The organism is Streptococcus didelphis DSM 15616 (genome assembly GCF_000380005.1).
GTDB classification, from domain to species: Bacteria; Bacillota; Bacilli; order Lactobacillales; family Streptococcaceae; genus Streptococcus; species Streptococcus didelphis.
Genome location: NZ_KB904200.1, coordinates 37,986 through 58,264, shown reverse-complemented (window position 1 = coordinate 58,264; position 20,279 = coordinate 37,986). Strand labels below are relative to the sequence as shown.

Here is a 20,279-nt window from a genome sequence, read left to right as displayed (position 1 = left end):
TTATTCTAAAAATAAACACATTTTACTTATTATAACATGACATAAGCCAGTAGAAAAAGCCATTTTTTACTCTTATATAGAAATAGGAGGCTAGTAGTTTTAGAAGGTATTGGAATCAACTTTACTTTAGGTTTATAAAGCAAATACTCTCTTTTTTGAAGGAGATAACAGTTTATAGGCGTAAGGTTTTTTTGATTGTATTAGCTAGTAGCTAGCGTTATAATGCTAGTAAATAAGTGAATGGAGGAAAAACTTATGGGACTTTTAGTTGACGGTAAATGGCAGGATAAGTGGTACGATACCAAATCTACAGGTGGAAAATTTGAGCGCAGTCAAACACAATTTCGGAACTGGGTAACTGCTGATGGCAGTGCAGGGCCTACAGGTCAAGCAGGTTTTAAAGCTGAATCTGGTCGCTACCATTTATATATTTCTCTTGCCTGTCCTTGGGCTAGTCGGACACTTATTATGCGTAAGCTTAAGGGCTTAGAAGAACATATTTCCTTGTCCATTGTTAATCCATATATGTTAGAACATGGCTGGACTTTTGATGACTATGCTGGTGTGATTTCGGATCCTATTTTTAATAGTAAATACCTTTACCAAATTTATCTTAAGGCAGATGCCAACTATTCAGGACGCGTAACGGTACCTGTACTTTGGGACAAAAAAACAGATACCATAGTTAGCAATGAATCTGCGGATATCATTCGCATGTTTAATTCAGCTTTTAACCATATCACAGGAAATACAGATGACTACTTCCCTAAAGAACTTGAGGAAGAAATCAATGAGATGAACGATTTTGTCTATTCCAATATTAACAATGGAGTCTATAAAGTAGGATTTGCAACAGAGCAATCTGTGTATGAAGAAGAAGTAAAAAACCTTTTCTCAGCTCTTGATAAATTAGAAGAGCATTTAGCTAGCCATGACTACCTCGTAGGCGACAGGCTGACCGAGGCAGATATTCGTTTGTTTACTACCCTAGTACGTTTTGATTCTGTTTATTATGGACACTTCAAATGCAATATTAAACGCCTAGTGGATTATCCAAATCTTTGGCATTATACAAAAGCTCTGTATAATTATGATGGCATTGCAAGCACTGTTGATTTTGACCATATTAAGACCCACTATTACGGTAGCCACAAAACCATTAATCCCAACGGAATTGTCCCAGTCGGACCAGACCTTGATTGGAAGCTTTAACGTAGTTGGTAAAAAAGAGATACCTTAGCCTAATATGATAAAAAAGAAGTAGCCACTTAAGTGAACTACTTCTTTTTGTTATCTATTTTTAAATATCACGTATGAGAATTTGTTTGGTAATAGCGGCCTAGAGCTTGAAAGTATTTAACACATAGACCTGTTAATAGGGCAGACAAGAGAGTTCCCTCTCTAATCCCTAAAAGCTGATGATTAAATATGAGGGTTGCAAGCAAGGCTAAGATCATTAAACTTAAGTCAAAGCCAATCTTGACTTTGGAGAAGGCTATCTTTTTAGTAGCTGAGATAGCTCTTACTAGACCATCAGCTGGAATCATCAAATCAACCTTAGCAGCTAATTCAATAGCTAACCCTAATCCCAATAGGATAATTCCGATAAGAGCAAATAATAGGTTTAGTACATAATTATGTGACTTTAAGAAGATGAGGACATTTACAAAGGAGTCAATCAGAATACCCATGAAAAAGCTGATTAGGATTTGCAACCACTGAATAGCCTTAAAGTCAGATTTTAATAAGTATTTTTGAAGAAGCACAAAAATAATATTTAAGGCTATGGTTAATTGTCCTGTAGTAATAGGCAGGGTAAAACTAAGGGCATTAGGAAGGCTCCCAATAGGGGCTACGCCAATTTCTGAAATAATGGCAAAGGCAATTCCTAGACAAACAATGGTAATGCCAATGACTAGAAGACTGTATTTTTTGATTTGGGTGGTAAACATTTCTTCTCCTAATTAAAAATGACAGATACCTGTTTCGGGATCACAGCTGTAAGACTTTTGAGGGTGACTTAAAGAGATAAAGTATGATTGACCAACAGTTTCTTTTGAGATGGTATTGTCTTTAAACCAGTCTTCCAGTAGCACCTCTGTCTGAGCAATAGTTGGGATATCAAAAGCAATTTGGACTTCCTTTAGGGTCATGACAGGATGTTTACGTAAAAGCTCAACCAGATTATCTTTTGATAAGTGGACTTCCCTGGGTTTAACAGCACCTTTTGAGATATAGTCAATGACAGATGCGATTTCAGTAAAAGACCTGTAGCCATTTAAAAGTAAAGACTGATCCTTATATGCTATCTCTAAAGTTGGAAAACCTGTTACCCCAGCAGCTTGTGTTTTTGCTAAATCTTTGTGAAAGGCTTTTTCAGCACTGCCATCTTTCAGATGTTGAATAAAGGCACTGATCTCTAAGCCAACCTCGCTGGCAAGCTCAATTTGAACATCCTCATGACTGATAGCTTTTCCTTGCGTTGATACAGCCTTCCTCATTCGGTAAAGGTAGATTGGAGCTAAATCAGGATTTACTAGCTCTGCTGCCTTGTAGGCAATGTTTTGCGGATAAGTTGAAGGATACTCATCTGAATAGAGATCGAAGAGATCAGCGCGGACAGGCATGCCATGAATATGCTGGGCTTCTTCCCAGTGTCTAGTAACCTGTTTGTTAAATTCCTCACTGGCTACATCACCAATGGCATTTTGAGGATCATAAAAGTCATCAATATGTTTGATAAGTCCGCCCATGACATACTGAACAGATAAGAGCTTTCCATAGTGGGTTTCCAAAGCTCTCATGAGAGGTTCAGAGCCCCAGCACCAAATACATACAGGATCTGAATAAACAGTTAATCTTAATTTTTCTATCGTTTTCTACTCTTTTCTGTTATAAACTTAAATCTAAATCTGGTCCAAGAGGAATAATGCCATTTGGATTGATTTTTTTATGGCTACCATAGTAATGATGTTTGATATGCTCAAAATCAATGGTTTCTTTGATAGCAGGCAAATGATAAATTTTACGGGTATATCTCCAAAGGTTTGGATAGTTCACGATTTGTTTGATATTGCATTTGAAGTGTCCATAGTAAACAGAATCAAAGCGAATTAAGGTTGTAAATAAATGGATATCTGCTTCAGTCAGCCTGTCGCCTACGAGATAGTCATGATCAGCCAAATGCTCTTCTAATTGATCTAAGACTGTAAAGATTCTCTTTACTTCTCTTTCATATACCGTTTGGCTGGTGGCAAATCCTGCTTTATAGACTCCTAGGTTGACATTGGGATAGATAAGGTCATTCATCTCATCAATTTCTTTTTGGAGTTCTTCTGGGTAATAATTGCCAGGTTTTGCTCCAAGATCATCAAAAGCAGTATTAAAGATACGAATAATTTCAGAAGATTCGTTGTTAATAATCTTATCTTCAACTAAATCATAAAGAACAGGTACAGTAACACTGCCACTGTAGTGAGGATCAACGTGAGTATAGAGTGGATAAAGATATTTAGCACCTATTACAGGGTCTGCAGTCACTTTTTTGAAGGAATCAAAAGACCAGCCATTATCCAGCAAATAAGGGCTAACAATAGAAATAGAGACAAGTTCTTCTAAGCCTTTTAATGTTCTGACAATCAAGGTCCGGTTAGCCCAAGGACAGGCTAGGGAAACGTAAAGATGGTATCTGCCAGCTTGCGCTTTGAAGCCGGAGCTTCCTGTTGGACCTGCCGAGCCATCTTTTGTAATCCAATTTCTAAATTGTGAGTCTTTCTTGATAAAACGTCCACCTGTTTTTTTAGTATCAATTTCGCCAGCATGCCATTTGCCATCAATTAGAATTCCCATTCTGTTTTCTTCTTTTGGGTAAACACAAGCCATAGAAGGCTTTGAACACATTTCTCAAGCTTATCTTTTTGAAATGAGCTTTCCTTTTTATAATTTATAAGATGATAATAATAGTAATAGTTAGTAATGTCAAACACCTTGTTTTAGGTTGGCTTACTCTTTTAAATAGCAATAAAATGAGATAAAAATTGTTATTTAATGGCAAAAATATTATAGTAAAAATTAGGAAATGTTTATATTTTATAAAGGAAGAATAGGCTTTTAAAATATAGGGCAATAGAGTAAATATCAGTTATAGTAACAATATTAAGAAAGTAAGAGGCTAATACAATGAAGAAAAAGGCTATAGTTATAGTAAGCCTTGGAACAATAATGGTAGGCTTGATACTAGCCAAAGGTTTAAGTAATGTTAGTGCCTTTGACACAGCTAAGGATGACACAAAACAACTTGTGAAGAAAGAAAATAGTCCCCAAGCCTCAGCCTCTTCTAGAAGCGAAAACAAGACAATCAAGGCCTTGGTCCAATCATTAAAGGATAAGGATCAAGATTATAGTAATAGCTATTTAGATTATCCAGATTACCAAGTAGTTATTGCTGCACCAGACGGTAGTTTTGTAACCAGTACAGACCCTAATTATCTAGGAGAAGTAGGAGTAATCACTAATCCAGATGGTAGCCAGCTTATTCTTGATACCAGAAGTGAGGATGCAGCAAGTATTGGAGAAATTAAGGAAGCATTGAGACAAGTTAAGACCAAGTAGTTCCTAGATAAATAAGGATAAGAATATAAGTTTGGACGAAAGGAGTGGGTAGATTTACCAGCTCTTTTTTTGTAGCTTAATAGACCAAGATTTTTAAGGATTACATGGCTAAGTTACAGATCCTGAAAAATTCTTAAATTTTCTCAAAATTTCTTACTTATACTATTGACTTATATAATATGTTATAATATACTCTAAAGTGTTTATAACCAGTTGAAAGGAGAGTGCATGACAAATCAACAACCTTTATATATGCAAATGGTTGATCTTCTGGAAATGAAAATTAGGAAATCTATGGCTCCTAATGACAAATTATTATCAGAACGTGAGCTAAGTGAGACCTATGGTGTTAGTCGTATTACAGTACGCTTAGCCTTAAAGGAATTGGAAATTAGAGGTTTGATTTATAAGAAACAAGGAAAAGGAACCTATGTTTCAGGAATTAAAGAACCAGCAACAGATTTATCATCAGCTTATAGTTTTACTGAAGAAATGCAAAAACAAGGACGTAAGCCCCAAACGAAAATTATTTCATTTGAAAAAATGGCGGTAACTCCTTACTTATCAAGTTTACTAGGTGTAGAAGTTGGAAGAGAGATTATTGAGATTGTTAGGCTACGACTTGCTGATGGCATGGCCTTGATGTTAGAACGTACTTTTTTACCCTCTGAGACCTTTTTTGGCTTATCCGAGGAACAACTAAGTCGCAAACCTCTTTATGATATTTTTTCAGAAGATTATCAGGAACTTATACGTTTTGCAGAAGAAGAATTCTATGCCAGTATTGCATTAGATTATGAAGCTTCTTTATTGGAAATAAAAAAGGGAGATCCAGTCTTACATTTACTTCGTAAAACCTATAATGATAAAAATCTGATGATTGAATATACCTTTAGTATTGCCCGAGCAGACCAATTCCGCTATCGCATTACTCATCAGCCGACCCTTGTAAAAAGTTAATTTTGGAGGATAGAAAATGTTTAAGTTATCAAAAGCAGAACTTGAAGAATTAGGAGCTGAACTAACAACCCGTGAAATCAAACAACAGCCAGAACTTTGGCAAGAAGCCTTTGAATACTTTCTTGAAAATAAAGAAAGTATTAATGCTTTTTTAAAAAGCGTGAATGAAAGCGCTAACGGTAAAAAAGTAAAAATCATTTTTACAGGAGCAGGCACTTCTGAATATGTAGGAAATAGTATCTGTAATTATTTACAAACTTATGGAGATCGTGATCACTATCTTTTTTCTAGCCTTGCTTCAACGGATTTAGTAGCTGCTCCCCATTATTACTTGTATGAAGAAGACACACTTATTCTTGTCTCCTTTGCTAGGAGTGGCAATAGCCCAGAAAGCGTAGCTTCGGTTGATTTAGCAAATCAAATCGTTAAAAATGTCTATCACTTGACCATTACTTGTGCCCCAGAAGGGCAGTTGGCTAAGAAAGCAGCAAGTGATAATCGTAACCTTTTGTTATTAATGCCAAGCCGCTCAAATGATAGAGGCTTTGCCATGACAGGTAGTTTTTCTTGTATGATGTTAACAGCCTTGCTTATTTTTGATCAACACCTATCTGATAAGCAAAAAAAGGATATTGTAGACCAAATGAAGGCTATGGCCAAGGATATTATAGAAAGAGAAGATGAGCTAAAAGCCATTACAGATTTAGACTTTGAGCGTTTGGTATATTTAGGATCAGGTAGCTTAACAGGTTTGACGCGTGAAGCTCAGCTGAAGATTCTAGAGCTAACAGCAGGTAAAGTGGCAACTATTTTCGACTCTTCAATGGGATTTCGACATGGCCCTAAATCATTTGTTAATAACAAAACTATGGTAATCGACTTTGTCAATAATGACCCTTATGTGCGGCAGTATGACCTTGATATTCTAGAGGAAGTCCATGCGGACGGAATTGCCCTGAAAACCCTTGCCCTTGGTCAAGTAGGAGAGACTAATTTTTCAGGAGACCGTTTTGATATGCTTTCGGATTTCCTCTTACCAGATGCTTACCTTGCCTTGCCGATTATTTTGGCAGCACAAACCCTTGCTTTATTAGCTTCAGTTAAACTAAAAAATTTACCTGATACCCCATCAGCAACTGGTACTGTAAACCGTGTTGTTAAAGGTGTCAGCATACATCCCTATCAAGCCTAAGGAGGACCATATGTATCAATTAACAGAAGTAAAAAGAAAATCCCTTAAAAAACTTAGCTATGAAGGCATCATCTCAGCCTTAGCATTTGATCAGCGTGGAGCTTTGAAACGAATGATGGCTGCTCACCAGACTACTGAGCCCACTGTAGAACAAATAGAAGCACTCAAATCATTAGTTTCAGAAGAATTGACACCCTATGCCTCTTCAATCCTTCTAGATCCAGAATATGGACTTCCTGCAACTAAGGTACGAGATGAGAAAGCAGGCCTTCTTTTGGCCTATGAAAAAACTGGCTATGATGCAACAACTACAAGCCGTTTGCCAGACTGTTTGGTAGAATGGTCAGCTAAACGCATTAAAGAAGCAGGAGCTGACGCAGTTAAATTCTTACTTTACTATGATGTAGATGGTGATGATTATGTTAACCTTCAAAAACAAGCCTATATTGAACGTATTGGTTCGGAATGTGTAGCTGAGGATATTCCCTTCTTTCTTGAAATTTTAAGTTATGATGAGAAGATAGCTGATACTAATAGTCCTGAATTTGCAAAAGTAAAAGCACACAAGGTCAATGGAGCCATGAAGGTATTTTCAGATTCTCGATTTGGTGTGGATGTTCTTAAGGTTGAAGTTCCAGTCAATATGAAGTATGTAGAGGGTTTCTCTGATGGTCAAGTGCTTTATACAAAAGAAGAAGCAGCACAAGCCTTCAAAGAGCAAGAAGCAGCAAGTCATTTGCCATATATTTATCTTAGTGCAGGTGTTTCAGCACAATTATTCCAAGAAACATTAGTCTTTGCAGCAGAGTCTGGAGCAAAATTTAATGGTGTCTTATGTGGTCGGGCAACCTGGGCAGGATCTGTACCAGTTTACATTTCCCAAGGAGAAGAAGCAGCACGTGAGTGGTTAAGAACAGAAGGTTTCCACAATATTGATGAACTTAACAAGGTTCTTGAGAAGACAGCGACATCATGGGAAAGTAAGATAGCAAAATAGTGCCTATGGTAATCCCATAAACACGAGTAATTGTTTTAATAACCAACTGAGGACATACTAAAAGTAAAGTATTTCCAAGATTTGTAGAGTTCACAATACTCTAGAACCCTGCCACTATTTCTATCTTGAGTAATTTTTATCTGCCGTACACAGGGATTGTTACTTCCTAGCTCTAAGAACTTTTTGGCTTCATCTGGAAAGTCTACTGTTAAATCTGTATGTGATTGAAAATGCTCATCCATTAATTGGATACCAAAATCTTTGTAAAACCTCCTATAAAGGGATTGGTAAGCATCTAGTTCACTATTAGGATTTAGAATATAATCATGTGGAATATAGGAAATTTGGTAGAGATAAGGCTGGTTATTGAGACTGCGTGTCCTACAAATCTGATAGTAAGATTCCGTTTGATGTAAACCTAATTTTTTCAAATAGTGAGGGTCATTTCCTCTCGTCAGCGAGACGACATTGACTAGCTCACTTTGAAAAGATTGGGTATCTAAAGAAGCAAAGGCAAGAATTTTCTCTTTTCTAGTCCGAGAAATAAAGGTTCCTACCCCTTGTTTCCGAGTAATATATCCTTCTTTTTCCAGTTCCTTAAGGGCACGAATGATGGTAATAGAACTGACCTGAAAAGCTTGAATAAGCTCAGCTTCAGTAAAAAAACGATCACCCTTTTTATACTGACCTGAGAGGATTTTATTTCTTAGGTTGTCTTTAATGTGTTGGTATTTAGGAATCTTATTAGCCTCCATACGACTTCTCCTTGACTAGACATATTCATTAAATCATTATATCAAAAAATAAATTAAAATTAGGATAAAACTAAAAATACCTTGAAACAAGCATGGTAGGAAGTATTACAAAAACTAAAAAGTAAGCGTCTACACCAAAAGTATTAAAGGAGTTGAAAATGCCCTCTTTTGAAATAAAGGAAGATTTTTACTTAAATGATAAGCCCTTCAAAATACTATCAGGCGCCATTCATTATTTTAGACTAGCACCAGGTAGTTGGTACCGATCACTTTATAACTTGAAAGCACTGGGTTTTAATACTGTTGAAACCTATATTCCCTGGAACCTGCATGAAGCCAAAAAAGGAGAATTTAACTTTGAAGGTATTGCTGACTTAGAAAGATTCTTAGATTTAGCACAGGAAATGGGCCTCTATGCCATTATTAGACCTTCACCTTATATTTGTGCTGAATGGGAATTTGGAGGCTTACCCGCATGGCTTTTAAAAGAAAATGTTAGGGTCAGATCCTCTGATCAAAACTACCTCAATTTAGTTGCCAATTATTATAAGGTACTAATGCCTAAGCTTGTTAAAAGACAACTTAGTCAAGGTGGAAATATTTTAATGTTTCAACTTGAAAATGAATATGGCTCCTATGGTGAAGATAAAACTTACCTTAAGAAATTGATGCAGCTGATGCGAGATTTCGGGATTACAGCTCCACTTTTTACATCAGACGGACCGTGGCAGGCAACCCTACGTGCTGGTAGTTTGATTGATGAGAACATCTTAGTTACAGGAAATTTTGGCTCAAAATCTAAGGCTAATTTTTCAAGCATGCAAGCATTTTTTGAGGCCCATAATAAAAAATGGCCCCTCATGTGTATGGAATTTTGGGTTGGTTGGTTTAACCGCTGGAAAGAACCAATTATTAAACGTGATCCACAAGAGATGGTGGATGCTATTATGGAGGTCTTAGCACAAGGAAGCATTAACCTATATATGTTTCACGGTGGAACCAACTTTGGCTTTATGAACGGAGCCTCCGCACGCTTACAAAAAGATTTACCTCAAGTTACCTCCTACGATTATGATGCTATTTTAGATGAAGCAGGTAATCCAACAGCCAAATATTTCCTTTTACAAGAGTGTCTCAAAAAAGCCTTTCCAGCTTTGTCTTATAGTGGCCCTCTCTACAATCATCCTATTGAGATAAAAGCTATTCCCTTAGTAGAAAAAGTTAATCTGGTTGGCACCCTGGACAGTATTAGTCAAGTACACGAAGATTTCTACCCTCAGAATATGGAGGATTTAGGACAGAATACAGGTTATATTCTTTATCGTACCAAGCTAGCAAAGGATAGCCCCAAGGAGCGTCTACGTCTCATAGATGCCAGAGACAGAGCCCAGCTTTTCCTTGACAATCACTTGGTTGCCAGCCAATACCAATTTGAGATTGGTGATGATATCTTCATTGAACAAAAGCATGAAGCAGGTCAAGTTGATATTTTAGTGGAAAACATGGGACGTGTTAGCTACGGCCATAAACTAACTGCAGCAAGTCAAAGAAAAGGGTTGGGCCGTGGCTTAATGGCTGATTTACATTTTATTGGTCAGTGGCAACATTACTGTCTACCCTTAGAAACAGTTGAAAGAGTCGATTACTCAGGTAACTGGCAAGAAGGCTTACCAAGCTTTTACGCTTTTGATTTTAAGTGTGATAAAATTGGAGATTCTTATTTAGATGTGAGGGAGTTTGGAAAAGGGGTAGCTTTTATCAATAATATCAATTTAGGTCGATTTTGGAATGAAGGACCACATATGTCGCTCTATATACCAGAAGATTTCCTAAAGTTGGGAAAAAATAGAATTGTTATTTTTGAGACAGAAGGACTTGTGTCGGACACACTTAATTTAGTTACAAAACCAATCTTTAAAGAAATGATAGGAGAAAAATTATGACAATTGTTGCAACACGTATAGATGGTCGTTTAATTCATGGCCAAGTAGCTAACCTTTGGACTACAAAATTGAATATTAGTCGGATTATGGTCATAGATGATACTATCGTTAACAATGACCTTGAAAAAACAGCCTTGAAATTAGCAACTCCAACAGGAGTTAAGCTCTCTATTTTGACAGTTGAAAAAGCCGCTAAGAATATTTTAGAGGGACGATATGATTCCCAGCGTTTAATGATTGTTGCTAAAAAACCAAGTTACTTCCGTCGTTTGATTGAAGCAGGCCTAAACCTTTCAGAAGTAAATGTTGGCAATATGTCTCAATCCTCAGAAACAAGATCAGTAACCCGTTCAATCAACGTAGTTGATAAAGATATAGAAGATTTTGATGCCATAAAAGCTAGTGGTACCAAGCTTATTGCCCAAATGGTTCCAAATGATAGTCCATCAGACTTTATGACACTATTAAACAAGGTAAGAAACTAAAGCTATTTTCAGGAGGAAATAAAAATGATTCAATGGTGGCAAATCCTATTTTTAACACTTTACTCTGCTTATCAAATTCTTGACGAGTTAACCATTAACTCATCAGCTGGATCACCAGTATTTGCTGGCTTTATAGCCGGTATTATTATGGGAGATGTGAAAACTGGTCTTTGGATTGGAGGAAGCTTACAATTAATGGTACTTGGTGTTGGGACTTTTGGCGGGGCCTCTCGTATTGATGCGACTTCAGGAGCAGTAATTGCAACCGCCTTTTCAGTAGCACAAGGCATCAAGCCTGAAATTGCCATTTCAACAATTGCTGTCCCGGTAGCTGCTTTGATGGTCTACACAGATATCCTTGGTCGCTTTTCAACAACCTACTTCGCACACCGTATTGATAAACATGTTGACAACTTTAACTATAAGGGGATTGAACGCAATTACATAATGGGGGCTCTTCCCTGGGCCTTATCAAGAGCCTTACCAGTATTTTTAGCAATTACGCTAGGTGGTAGCTTTGTTCAAACACTAGTTAATGAAATTCAACACGTACAATGGTTAGCTGATGGTCTTACGCTAGCAGGTAAAATGCTACCAGGGCTAGGATTTGCTATCTTACTTCATTACTTACCAGTTAAACGAAACCTGCATTATTTGGCATTGGGATTTGCAATTACTGCTATGCTTACAACAGTCTATGCTAATTTACAAACAGCTGGTGGAGCTCTTGCAAACTTATCTAAAGGTTTCAACGCTGCCCCATTTAAGGGGCTTCCAATGATTGGGATTGCCGTTATTGGTGCTGCACTAGCAACTCTTCATTATAAAAATGGTCAAAAAGTAACAGTAGTAGAGAAAAAAGTAGAAGTAGCTGAAAGTGGGGAAATTGAAGATGATGAAATCTAATTACCATTTAAATAAAGATGATTTTAAACAAATCAATAAGCGAAGTCTCTTTACCTTCCAATGGGGATGGAATTATGAGCGTATGCAAGGATCAGGTTACCTTTATATGATTCTTCCTCAACTACGGAAAATTTACGGAGATGACACTCCTGAATTAAAAGAAATGATGAAGGTTCATACGCAATTCTTTAATACCTCTAACTTTTTCCATACGATTATTACTGGTATTGACTTGGCTTTGGAAGAAAATGAAGGGCTAGCCTCTAAAGATGCTGTTAATGGTGTCAAAACAGGTTTAATGGGACCATTTGCCCCTATTGGCGATTCTGTTTTTGCTTCCCTAGTTCCAGCTATTATGGGTTCTATTGCAGCTGGTCTGGCTAAAGAAGGGATCTGGTCAGGGGTCACAGGAATTCTTATGTGGATATGTGTCCAAATGGCTATTGCTGTTTTTCGTTGGAAGCAGTTAGAAATTGCTTATAAAGAAGGTACAAAATTAGTTACAACTATGCGTGATAAGCTAACCTCACTTGTTGATGCAGCCTCTGTCATGGGTGTCTTTATGGTAGGTGCCTTGATTGCAACAATGATTAATTTCCACTTTATAGCATCCCCAAAAATTGGGGAAAAAGTTATTGATATTCAAGACTTAGTAAATACTATTTTCCCGCAACTCTTACCAGCCATCTTTACAGGAGCAATCTTCTGGCTATTAGGACGTAAAGGGATGACTCCTACAAAAGCTATTTTCCTTATTATTATCTTTGCCTTGTTAATGTCCTACTTTAAGGTTTTAGGTGTTTAATATGGCAAGTAAGTTGATATTAGTTAGTCATGGTGATTTTTGCCATGCATTAAAGAAAAGCACAGAGATGATTATGGGCCCTCAAGAAGACATTATTTCAGTGGGACTATTACCATCAGAAGGAGCAGAAGACTTTAAGAAAAAATTCTTAGAAGCAGTAGCTGATTTGAAGGAATTTACAGTATTTGCTGATTTAATGGGAGGGACTCCTTGTAATATTGTCTCCCGACTGATTCTAGAAGGAGCTCAATTTGATCTCTATGCAGGAATGAGTATGCCTATGGTAATTGGTTTTTTAAACAGTCAACTTCTGGGAGAAACAGTTGACTACAAAGCTTTCGCTATTGAAAATACTCATAAAGTTAATGATTTACTTGTAAGTTTTGAAGATGATGAAGAAGACTGACCATCTTGCAAGTAAAACAAGAAAAAGCATCTACTGAAGACTTGGCTAAAAACCAAGTCTTTTTAAATGTGAATAGAAAAGTAGTCTCACTTATATTATTCGAAAAAGAAACTGCTTTTTCGAATAATCTTATTTTTAATTTAAAACAAGTAATCATTTTAATTTCAAACCTTCAAAAAAATCTTCTTAAATTCCCTATCAAAAGAGAGTTAAGAAGATTTTTTAGATTGCTTTCTTATGTTCGAGGACAAAAGGCGCGTTCTGCCATTTTTTGAATTTTAATAGTAGAGTTATTCTGGTAGATGACACCATTGATTAGAGCTCCATGGGCATATAAGTTAGGAAGAACACCATATCTTGGTGAGATAACTTGTGAGCTTTCCACTAAGACGGTGAACCCTCCTTGAATGTCAATCTGACAAAGAGCTTGGTCAATCAAAGATTGAATGATTGGGCTGGCCTTAGCAAGATTATCTTGCTTTAGGTGATAACCTGTTGCATTGATGACACTATCAAGGCTTATATCTGAGTCCTTTTTTCTCTTTAGAGAGAATCCCTTTTTTAGGCCTATTATGTCTGAAACGCCTTCAACATCAGTAAGGCGTTTATTGCTAGCCGCTTCTAAGATAATGTGAGCAGACTCAGCTGGCATAGGATTGCGTAAATTCACAATCGCCTTGCTATAACGCTTCTGATAAGCTTGACGATCTGACAGAGTCATCAGCGGCCATAAATCTGTAAACCACTCCGTTACTCTAGAAGCTAGTTGCTGTAAGAAATAAACTTGTCTAGAATATTCCAGAGAAAGACTTATTCCCTTTATTCCTGGTGCTAAGAATTGTTTCCTGGTCTTTTTCCAGTCACTGAAGCCAAGAGCCTGTAGTTCACCAAAAAATAAGGCTTCAAAGCTTGACATGTCAAATCTTTGCTTGTCTCGTCTTAAGGCTTCCTCTAGTTTTTTGTCAGTAAAAAATTGCCAGTCAATAGCTGGTCCATCAATGATACGAACAGTTGGAAAAAAATTGGACCGTGAAAAAGCCATAATAGTAGCTTCAGTATTGAGTAATAGCCATTTGATGACATCTACAGCAGCTAGTCCAGTTCCAATGACACCAACAGTCTTTTTAGCCCAACTTTCTTTAGCCAAATTCTGAATAGGATAAGGGTCTGAGATATAATTTGGACGAGCTTCTAAATGATAAGGGTCACTGACAGGAAGTTCTCCACAGGCAAGATGAAGTTCATCAAAATTCTGTGAGAAGCTTTGTCCCTCAATCTTTAACTGCCAAGTGTGACTTTTAGGAAGATAGACTACTTCTTCTACCCTTTTTTTAATGATAGTAACAGGTAGTTTGCTTATAAGCGTCTTGGCTCTTTCGGACATGTATTTTCCATAGAGGGACCTCGATACATAGCTAACTTGTGTATCGTGACCATTTTTTTGCAACCATTCTTTAAAATCAGCCATATGTCGATAATCAAAAGAAATATCATCGATGGGGGAGTTGATCAAGGCAGATTTATCATCTTTTTGAAAGGGTATGCCTCTACCAAAGTGGTCTGAGTCATCAAAGCAATAAATGTCCAAATGAGCTAATTCCTCTTGTTTTTTATGAGAAATGGCCAGTAAAACTGCTAAACCACTGACACCCATTCCCACAATCCCAATTTTTTTGATAAACAAATTTCTCCTCCTTGCTACTATCATCCAAAAGCTGTAGAACTTGCCTTCAATGACAGTAAACTAGCTCTTTTTATTATATCCTTTTGTTTAGAAAAAGCGAAATTTCTATATCAAAAGAAAGAGATAAAGGCTAATCTTTTTTTGAAAAAAGCGAAGCTGATACTTGCATTTCTGTTGATGAATAAGATATAGTAAGTTTCAATACACAAAACTCTGACTAGTTTAAGAGGTAAGATATGAAAGAGACCTTTAAAGAATTACTGTTTACTGATACGCAAGCTAGTGCCAAAGAACTTCTAGGCATGGAATTATACTTGGAAGATGTAAGAATTGGCAGAATTGTAGAAACAGAAGCTTATTTAGGGGCCCAAGATAGTGCTTGTCATAGTTCACAAGGTAGACGAACCCCTAAAAATGAATCTATGTATTTACCAGCAGGCCATTGGTATGTTTATCAGATTCATGGACACTACATGTTAAATCTAGTCACCCGGGATCAGGATATTCCAGAAGCCGTTTTAATCCGAGCTTTAGAAATAGATAGTGATAATCCCCAAGCTAATGGACCAGGGAAATTGACCCGTCTAGCAAATATCACCAAAGTGTTTGACGGCCAAAACATAGAGAGTAGTCTACTTCAATTGAGAAGAGGACCTAAACCAAAGGATATCGGAAGTCGAGCTAGGATTGGTGTCACCTGTAGGGATTTTTGGAGAGATGTTCCTCTTTGCTTTTATGTGCTAGGAAATAGACATGTCTCCAAGATTAGAAAGAAAGGGTTGCTCCCAGATAAGGAGACCTGGAAAAATACTCTTGGTAAATGATAAATAAGGATTTACTAGGTTGATAATACAATTGAAATTCCCTTCTTTAAGGACTGCCTGATGACTAAAAAATATGATAAACTATAAACAAATAATCTGTTATTACATATTAAAAACTATTGTGGAATAGAGGTAAACAAGAATTGGCAATTTATATTTTATTAGCAATTATCCTGTTTTCAGGATTTTTAACTCATTTGGAGAAAAATAAGAGGTTTAATTTAGTCAAAGCAAGCATGATTGTTGGAATAGAGGTACTTATTGGCTCTTTTCTATTTTTTATAATAATACTATGTATCGTCAATAGCTTTTTAAAACCTATTTTATTAACAGGGGTAGATTCCTTATTTGTACTAGTACTCTTGATTGCAGTGATGAATGGTTTTATACTGTATTGGTTAAACAGGCTAGTTATCCCTAAATTTAAGATTACAGATCAGGTGCAAACACTTTGTGAGTACATTATTCAATGGTCTTTGATATATATAACAGTGTATCAAGTCATGTTTGATAACCTTATTAACTCATTCAAATCATTTAAGCTAAGTAGTTTAGAAACATCCCATTTGAATGTGGCAGACCCAGTTGATTTAGTTCTGGTGGTCTTACCATCATTAATCTCTGTATGGATTGCTATTATCCTGTACAAAGTAAAAAGAGACTCTATCTAAAAGAGAATATGCTTAAATTCCAAAAGATAGCTATAATAGGTATCTCCTTTTTAGACAAAATCCTTATATAAAAAGTAACCACTTGTCACCGGAATAAGTAGGGTCACTTTTATAAAAATTCTTTTCCTATGTTGTAATAGTTAGTGATATATTTTAAGGAGGGAAAGTGAATTATAGAAGGATAGAACACAGATCTTTAGTTGTATCAACAATTGTAAACTTTATTAATACACTTGATGGTATTGTTATTTACATTATTACAGGATTAAATTCACTTTTACTAGATAGTATATTCTCTGTTATAGGTTTTATAGCATCTATAGCAGCTGTTTACATCGCTAAAAATAGTCATAAAAAAACTGAAAAGTTTCCAAATGGCATGTACTTTTTAGAACCATTATTTGGAGTTTTAAAATCCATAGCTACTTTAATGTTACTTATCATAGCATTTTTAGAAAGTAGTTCTGTAGCCTATGCTTATTTTACAAAAGGTGAAGGAGATCCTATTATTAAAGCAGAAAGTAAAGCTAATCTTATTGATGGGTTGATTTCTATTGGTATTGGAGCAACTGTGTTAATGCTTACTTTTGTTAATATAAATAGTAATTTAGGATTTTTACATTATACAGGAGATTTCTTTATTACTGTAGTCTTAGTGATACTATCTATTAAAGAACCTATCGATATCTTAGTTCATTCTTTTAAAGAATTTGCTTATTCTACTGTTCAAAATCAAGATATAAAAGATAGAGTTATGCAAGTTTTTCGAGAAAATTTACATGAATATAAGCATGATTTAGATGTCTTTATTCATAAACAAGGCATACATATTAATGTCAGAGTTTTTGTGATAGATATTGAAAATACGGATACTATTGAAGAACTCGCTGAAGAAAAAGCAAATCTCCTTAACCTTTTACGTAAAGAATTTGAACAAATTAGTTTAGAGTTTACATTTTAAGAGGTAATTTTTTATAGAAGTTATTAGAGTCATTCAGTTGAATGGCTTTTTATATTGTCTAGCATCAGCCATACTTGTTACAATTGAGAAACTATTAACACAAGAAGACTTTCATAAAATACAGCTAGTATATGTAAAAAGAAATAAACAAGCAAAGGTAAGAAATTATAGAGAGAAAATAAGTATTGTCATTACTCTTAAAAGTCAATCCTGTCTTAAGTTTACATTATAGTTTTAGTAATCATTAGTTTAAGAAGGGTAGAAATAATATAACAAGATAATCTTACATGAAGTTTAAACCATAAAAAACGAACAAAAGTTAATTTCTACTTTTGTTCGTTTTTTATTTAGATATCTTAAAATTTAGACGCTGTTTTATCTTAGCCTCTATAAATCTTTTAATTTGGAATTTGTCGTTTTAAGGTATTTTGTTCAAAACTATAAGCAATATTTAGAATTTTCTCATCTTCATTAACTAGACCAAAGAAGGTTGCTCCAGCTGGAGAATCTTTATAAATTCCAAAAGGAACAGTGATTTCTGGTGCCCCTGCTATCGCTGGTAATACAGCCCCCTTATTATCTTTAAAGACAAGGGCATCTAATTTATTTTTACTTATAGTCTTAGTTAAGAGATCTTTGGCCTGCTGAATATTCATCTCCACTTTTTGCTTATCATGCTGTTCAAACTTTAGGGCATCTTCTAAAAGTCCTTGGCCATAGCGCATCCGATTTTTTTTATCTTTTTTATTGAAGCTAACCAGCTCCTTCAAGCTTTTGACAGGTGCCTTGTAGGTTTTAAGATAATGATTTAAGTTTTTTTCAAAATCATTTTGCAAAATAAAGAGGTGACTTAGTGATGATATCTTAATATCTATATCAACTATTTCGGCTCCCATTTTTTCTAATGATGTTTTGAGGTCTTTCCAGAAGTCATCATTAGTTGTTAACTCAGTGATTAAACCAATGCGTTTTCCTTTTATATAATCCTTATCAACAGGTAAGTTCATAGTGTCATAAGAAGCAAGCTTATAGGTAAGGGCAGCATCTGTTACATTCCTAGTTATTGGTCCTGGAGTATCTAAATGATAAGAAATTGGAATTATACCTTCTCCATTAATCTTATCATGACTTGGTTTGAAGCCGACAACGGAGTTTACACTAGCTGGTGAGACGATAGAACCTGATGTTTCTGTACCAATTGTTATGGTTGCTAAATCTGTTGCCGCCGCAACAGCACTACCCGAACTAGAGCCTGAAGGTGATATTTTCAGTGGATTAAAAGGATTATGGGTCTGTCCTTTTTTAGCACTATAGCCAAGGGGATTATGAGTGGACATGTAAAAAGATAGTTCTGATAAATTAGTTTTACCTAGGATAATAGCTCCATTCTCTTTAAGTTTATCAATCAAGGGAGCATTTTGGTCAGGGATAAAGTCTTTCAAAGCAATAGTACCTGCACTGGTTGGCATATCATCTGTATTGATATTCTCTTTGACCAGAATAGGAATTCCTTTTAAAGCTAGATTATCATTACTTAGCTTATCATATTCTCTTGCTTCCTTAATTGCATTGTCATTGACTTCGCTGACTGCGTTGTTACCATTACTTGCTTGGTCAACTTTTTTGATACGAAGTAAGTAATAAGCAACTAAATCCTCATGGGTAATCATTTTTGTTTTTAAATAGTGCTGAATTTCAGCCACTGATTTTTGAGAGATATAGTGTTCCTTAGAATGAACACGCTTAATATCAACATCTGTAAGTTGTTTATCAATTTTATTAATTAATGTTGCATTATTGAAGGACACGCGTTTTTCATTGGCAGGTAAATGCATCTTTATGTAAATAAAAAGTGCAATACCTATGACAGCTATAATGAAAAGAATAGCTAAGATAATTTTCAGGGATCTTGTCATAATTTCTCCTTATTCTTTAGGAAGTAGCTGACACGCTAATAATTTTATTATTTTTGCAATATAATTTTAATTTAAATAATAATGTTTGTCAATTTTATAGTTACTAGTGTATGAATCTTAAGCCCACTATAAAGATTGCATGTTATTTATTTAAAATGCTATTTCTTACTATCTGTGATGATTTTTAAAATATATATGCATTTTTTAGTAGGTTTAATCCTTAAAGTCGTTTCAGCCATAAGCTGGTGCTTTAAAGATGCTATAGCCCATTTTTAATAGCCTGTAAGTAAGTTTTAAACATTTTATAAACTGTTTGACAATTTAGTAATTGAAAAATTTCTAGTATTTGTTGGCATTTTTCTTCAGCATCTGATTGACCCTGTATCATACCAATTATCCCTTCAAAGAAGGAGATACAACTCCTTTCATACAAACAATCATCATTTAACTGATAATTTTTAATTTGTTTTAGAAGCTCTGTTGCCTTGTCATATTCCTTTCTTTGGATAAAAAGAATTAACATATTGACGAACATTCTAATAGACTCATTTCCGTAATATCTTAAAGTATTGTATTTGTCTAGATTTAAAATAACTTTTGAAAAAACAATTTCTATGAAACTGGAGTCAAAAATAAACATACAGTTATTAAATAGTACCGTTTCATAATGACTCCAAGTTTCAATATTAATAAGATAGTTTGATAGATAAATGCGTTCCTTGCAGCAATCTTCGTTAGTCAAGGTAGCTAACAAAACCTTGACTAATGCAAACAGGTTTTTCTCTTTAGTAGAGTTACTATCCTTATAAGATGTAAGAATCCTATTTAACCCTTGTATATCTTTGCATTCAAAGTAATTTTTAGCTGTGTCCATATCAATAAACTCTTGGTAACGTTTAAAGTTGTTGCTGATAAATAACAGTTCATCAACATTTACATTTAAATTATCTAAGATATAAAGTAATTTTTTAGAAGAAATATCCAGATCATTTTTTATAAAGCGATAATAAGTTTGTCTGGTTAAATAATCACCACAAACCTGTTTTATAGGAATGTTTTTTGAATGCCTAATAAATTCAACTGTTTCACCAAGTTCCATTTTTCGCCTTTCTAATTTATGTTACAGATACGTTACCAATGTACCTAATACGTAACAAAGTGTT

21 protein-coding genes are annotated in these 20,279 nt (G+C 35.3%); 14 read left to right on the top strand and 7 right to left on the bottom strand.

The window, feature by feature from the left end:
- Window positions 1-255: 255 nt before the first annotated feature.
- Window positions 256-1,212 (top strand): glutathione S-transferase family protein, encoded by a 957-nt coding sequence (locus A3GU_RS0108870; protein WP_018367179.1) that lies wholly within the window; start codon window positions 256-258, stop codon window positions 1,210-1,212.
- A 95-nt stretch (window positions 1,213-1,307) separates the two neighbouring features.
- Here A3GU_RS0108870 and A3GU_RS0108865 read toward each other — a convergent pair whose 3' ends face one another.
- Genes A3GU_RS0108865 through A3GU_RS0108855 form a run of 3 tightly spaced genes read right to left on the bottom strand, consistent with a single transcriptional unit; the run spans window position 1,308 to window position 3,849 of the window.
- Complete coding sequence (locus tag A3GU_RS0108865; protein ID WP_018367178.1) at window positions 1,308-1,952, bottom strand: YczE/YyaS/YitT family protein; 645 nt, start codon at window positions 1,950-1,952, stop codon at window positions 1,308-1,310.
- Between the two features lie 12 nt (window positions 1,953-1,964).
- Window positions 1,965-2,873 (bottom strand): DsbA family oxidoreductase, encoded by a 909-nt coding sequence (locus A3GU_RS09850; protein WP_083906218.1) that lies wholly within the window; start codon window positions 2,871-2,873, stop codon window positions 1,965-1,967.
- Between the two features lie 19 nt (window positions 2,874-2,892).
- A complete protein-coding gene (locus A3GU_RS0108855; protein ID WP_026216501.1) occupies window positions 2,893-3,849 on the bottom strand; it encodes a glutathione S-transferase family protein in 957 nt (318 codons plus the stop codon).
- Between the two features lie 330 nt (window positions 3,850-4,179).
- On the opposite strand from A3GU_RS0108855, the gene A3GU_RS0108850 reads away from it, so the two are divergent.
- The 4 genes from A3GU_RS0108850 (at window position 4,180) to lacD (ending at window position 7,760) form a co-directional block, all read left to right on the top strand.
- Complete coding sequence (locus tag A3GU_RS0108850) at window positions 4,180-4,611, top strand: hypothetical protein (protein ID WP_018367175.1); 432 nt, start codon at window positions 4,180-4,182, stop codon at window positions 4,609-4,611.
- A gap of 228 nt (window positions 4,612-4,839) precedes the next feature.
- On the top strand, window positions 4,840-5,571 hold the full coding sequence (locus tag A3GU_RS0108845; protein ID WP_018367174.1) for a GntR family transcriptional regulator: 732 nt from the start codon (window positions 4,840-4,842) through the stop codon (window positions 5,569-5,571).
- Between the two features lie 16 nt (window positions 5,572-5,587).
- Window positions 5,588-6,763: an SIS domain-containing protein gene (locus A3GU_RS0108840; protein WP_018367173.1), complete on the top strand. Its 1,176-nt coding sequence runs from the start codon at window positions 5,588-5,590 to the stop codon at window positions 6,761-6,763.
- A gap of 10 nt (window positions 6,764-6,773) precedes the next feature.
- Window positions 6,774-7,760, top strand: a complete 987-nt coding sequence (lacD, locus tag A3GU_RS0108835) for a tagatose-bisphosphate aldolase (protein WP_018367172.1) — start codon at window positions 6,774-6,776, stop codon at window positions 7,758-7,760.
- Window positions 7,761-7,795: 35 nt separating this feature from the next.
- Here the strand turns inward: lacD and A3GU_RS0108830 are convergent, their stop codons facing one another.
- Window positions 7,796-8,515 (bottom strand): GntR family transcriptional regulator, encoded by a 720-nt coding sequence (locus A3GU_RS0108830; protein ID WP_018367171.1) that lies wholly within the window; start codon window positions 8,513-8,515, stop codon window positions 7,796-7,798.
- Window positions 8,516-8,673: 158 nt separating this feature from the next.
- Here A3GU_RS0108830 and A3GU_RS0108825 point away from each other — a divergent pair, with 158 nt between their 5' ends.
- Genes A3GU_RS0108825 through A3GU_RS0108800 form a run of 6 tightly spaced genes read left to right on the top strand, consistent with a single transcriptional unit; the run spans window position 8,674 to window position 13,335 of the window.
- Window positions 8,674-10,458, top strand: a complete 1,785-nt coding sequence (locus A3GU_RS0108825; protein WP_018367170.1) for a glycoside hydrolase family 35 protein — start codon at window positions 8,674-8,676, stop codon at window positions 10,456-10,458.
- The gene (locus A3GU_RS0108820) at window positions 10,455-10,943 is read left to right on the top strand and encodes a PTS sugar transporter subunit IIB (RefSeq protein ID WP_018367169.1); all 489 of its coding nucleotides are present in this window, start codon (window positions 10,455-10,457) and stop codon (window positions 10,941-10,943) included. The genes A3GU_RS0108825 and A3GU_RS0108820 overlap by 4 nt, the downstream gene beginning before the upstream one ends.
- A gap of 24 nt (window positions 10,944-10,967) precedes the next feature.
- Window positions 10,968-11,849 carry a PTS mannose/fructose/sorbose/N-acetylgalactosamine transporter subunit IIC gene (locus A3GU_RS0108815; RefSeq protein WP_018367168.1) on the top strand — a complete coding sequence of 294 codons (882 nt, stop codon included), beginning with the start codon at window positions 10,968-10,970 and terminating at the stop codon, window positions 11,847-11,849.
- Window positions 11,836-12,654: a PTS system mannose/fructose/sorbose family transporter subunit IID gene (locus tag A3GU_RS0108810; protein ID WP_018367167.1), complete on the top strand. Its 819-nt coding sequence runs from the start codon at window positions 11,836-11,838 to the stop codon at window positions 12,652-12,654. Before A3GU_RS0108815 ends, A3GU_RS0108810 begins: the two co-directional genes overlap by 14 nt.
- Before the next feature lies 1 nt (window position 12,655).
- The gene (locus A3GU_RS0108805) at window positions 12,656-13,060 is read left to right on the top strand and encodes a PTS sugar transporter subunit IIA (protein ID WP_018367166.1); all 405 of its coding nucleotides are present in this window, start codon (window positions 12,656-12,658) and stop codon (window positions 13,058-13,060) included.
- Between the two features lie 5 nt (window positions 13,061-13,065).
- Window positions 13,066-13,335, top strand: coding sequence for a hypothetical protein (locus A3GU_RS0108800; RefSeq protein WP_018367165.1), 270 nt, complete (start codon window positions 13,066-13,068; stop codon window positions 13,333-13,335).
- Here the strand turns inward: A3GU_RS0108800 and A3GU_RS0108795 are convergent.
- Window positions 13,296-14,768 carry an FAD/NAD(P)-binding protein gene (locus tag A3GU_RS0108795; RefSeq protein ID WP_040805703.1) on the bottom strand — a complete coding sequence of 491 codons (1,473 nt, stop codon included), beginning with the start codon at window positions 14,766-14,768 and terminating at the stop codon, window positions 13,296-13,298. The two genes, A3GU_RS0108800 and A3GU_RS0108795, sit on opposite strands and share 40 nt — an antisense overlap.
- A gap of 212 nt (window positions 14,769-14,980) precedes the next feature.
- On the opposite strand from A3GU_RS0108795, the gene A3GU_RS0108790 reads away from it, so the two are divergent.
- The 3 genes from A3GU_RS0108790 (at window position 14,981) to A3GU_RS0108780 (ending at window position 17,200) form a co-directional block, all read left to right on the top strand.
- Window positions 14,981-15,568, top strand: a complete 588-nt coding sequence (locus A3GU_RS0108790) for a DNA-3-methyladenine glycosylase (RefSeq protein WP_018367163.1) — start codon at window positions 14,981-14,983, stop codon at window positions 15,566-15,568.
- Window positions 15,569-15,711: 143 nt separating this feature from the next.
- Window positions 15,712-16,239, top strand: a complete 528-nt coding sequence (locus A3GU_RS10330; RefSeq protein ID WP_018367162.1) for an SA1002 family membrane protein — start codon at window positions 15,712-15,714, stop codon at window positions 16,237-16,239.
- Between the two features lie 166 nt (window positions 16,240-16,405).
- Window positions 16,406-17,200 carry a cation efflux transmembrane domain-containing protein gene (locus A3GU_RS0108780; RefSeq protein ID WP_018367161.1) on the top strand — a complete coding sequence of 265 codons (795 nt, stop codon included), beginning with the start codon at window positions 16,406-16,408 and terminating at the stop codon, window positions 17,198-17,200.
- A gap of 398 nt (window positions 17,201-17,598) precedes the next feature.
- On the opposite strand, the gene A3GU_RS0108775 is transcribed toward A3GU_RS0108780, so the two are convergent.
- Together A3GU_RS0108775 and A3GU_RS0108770 are read right to left on the bottom strand one after the other, a co-directional pair.
- Window positions 17,599-19,116 (bottom strand): amidase family protein, encoded by a 1,518-nt coding sequence (locus A3GU_RS0108775; RefSeq protein WP_018367160.1) that lies wholly within the window; start codon window positions 19,114-19,116, stop codon window positions 17,599-17,601.
- Between the two features lie 259 nt (window positions 19,117-19,375).
- Entirely contained in the window at window positions 19,376-20,215 is an 840-nt protein-coding gene (locus A3GU_RS0108770) for an Rgg family transcriptional regulator (protein ID WP_018367159.1), read from the bottom strand.
- Window positions 20,216-20,279 lie beyond the last annotated feature (64 nt).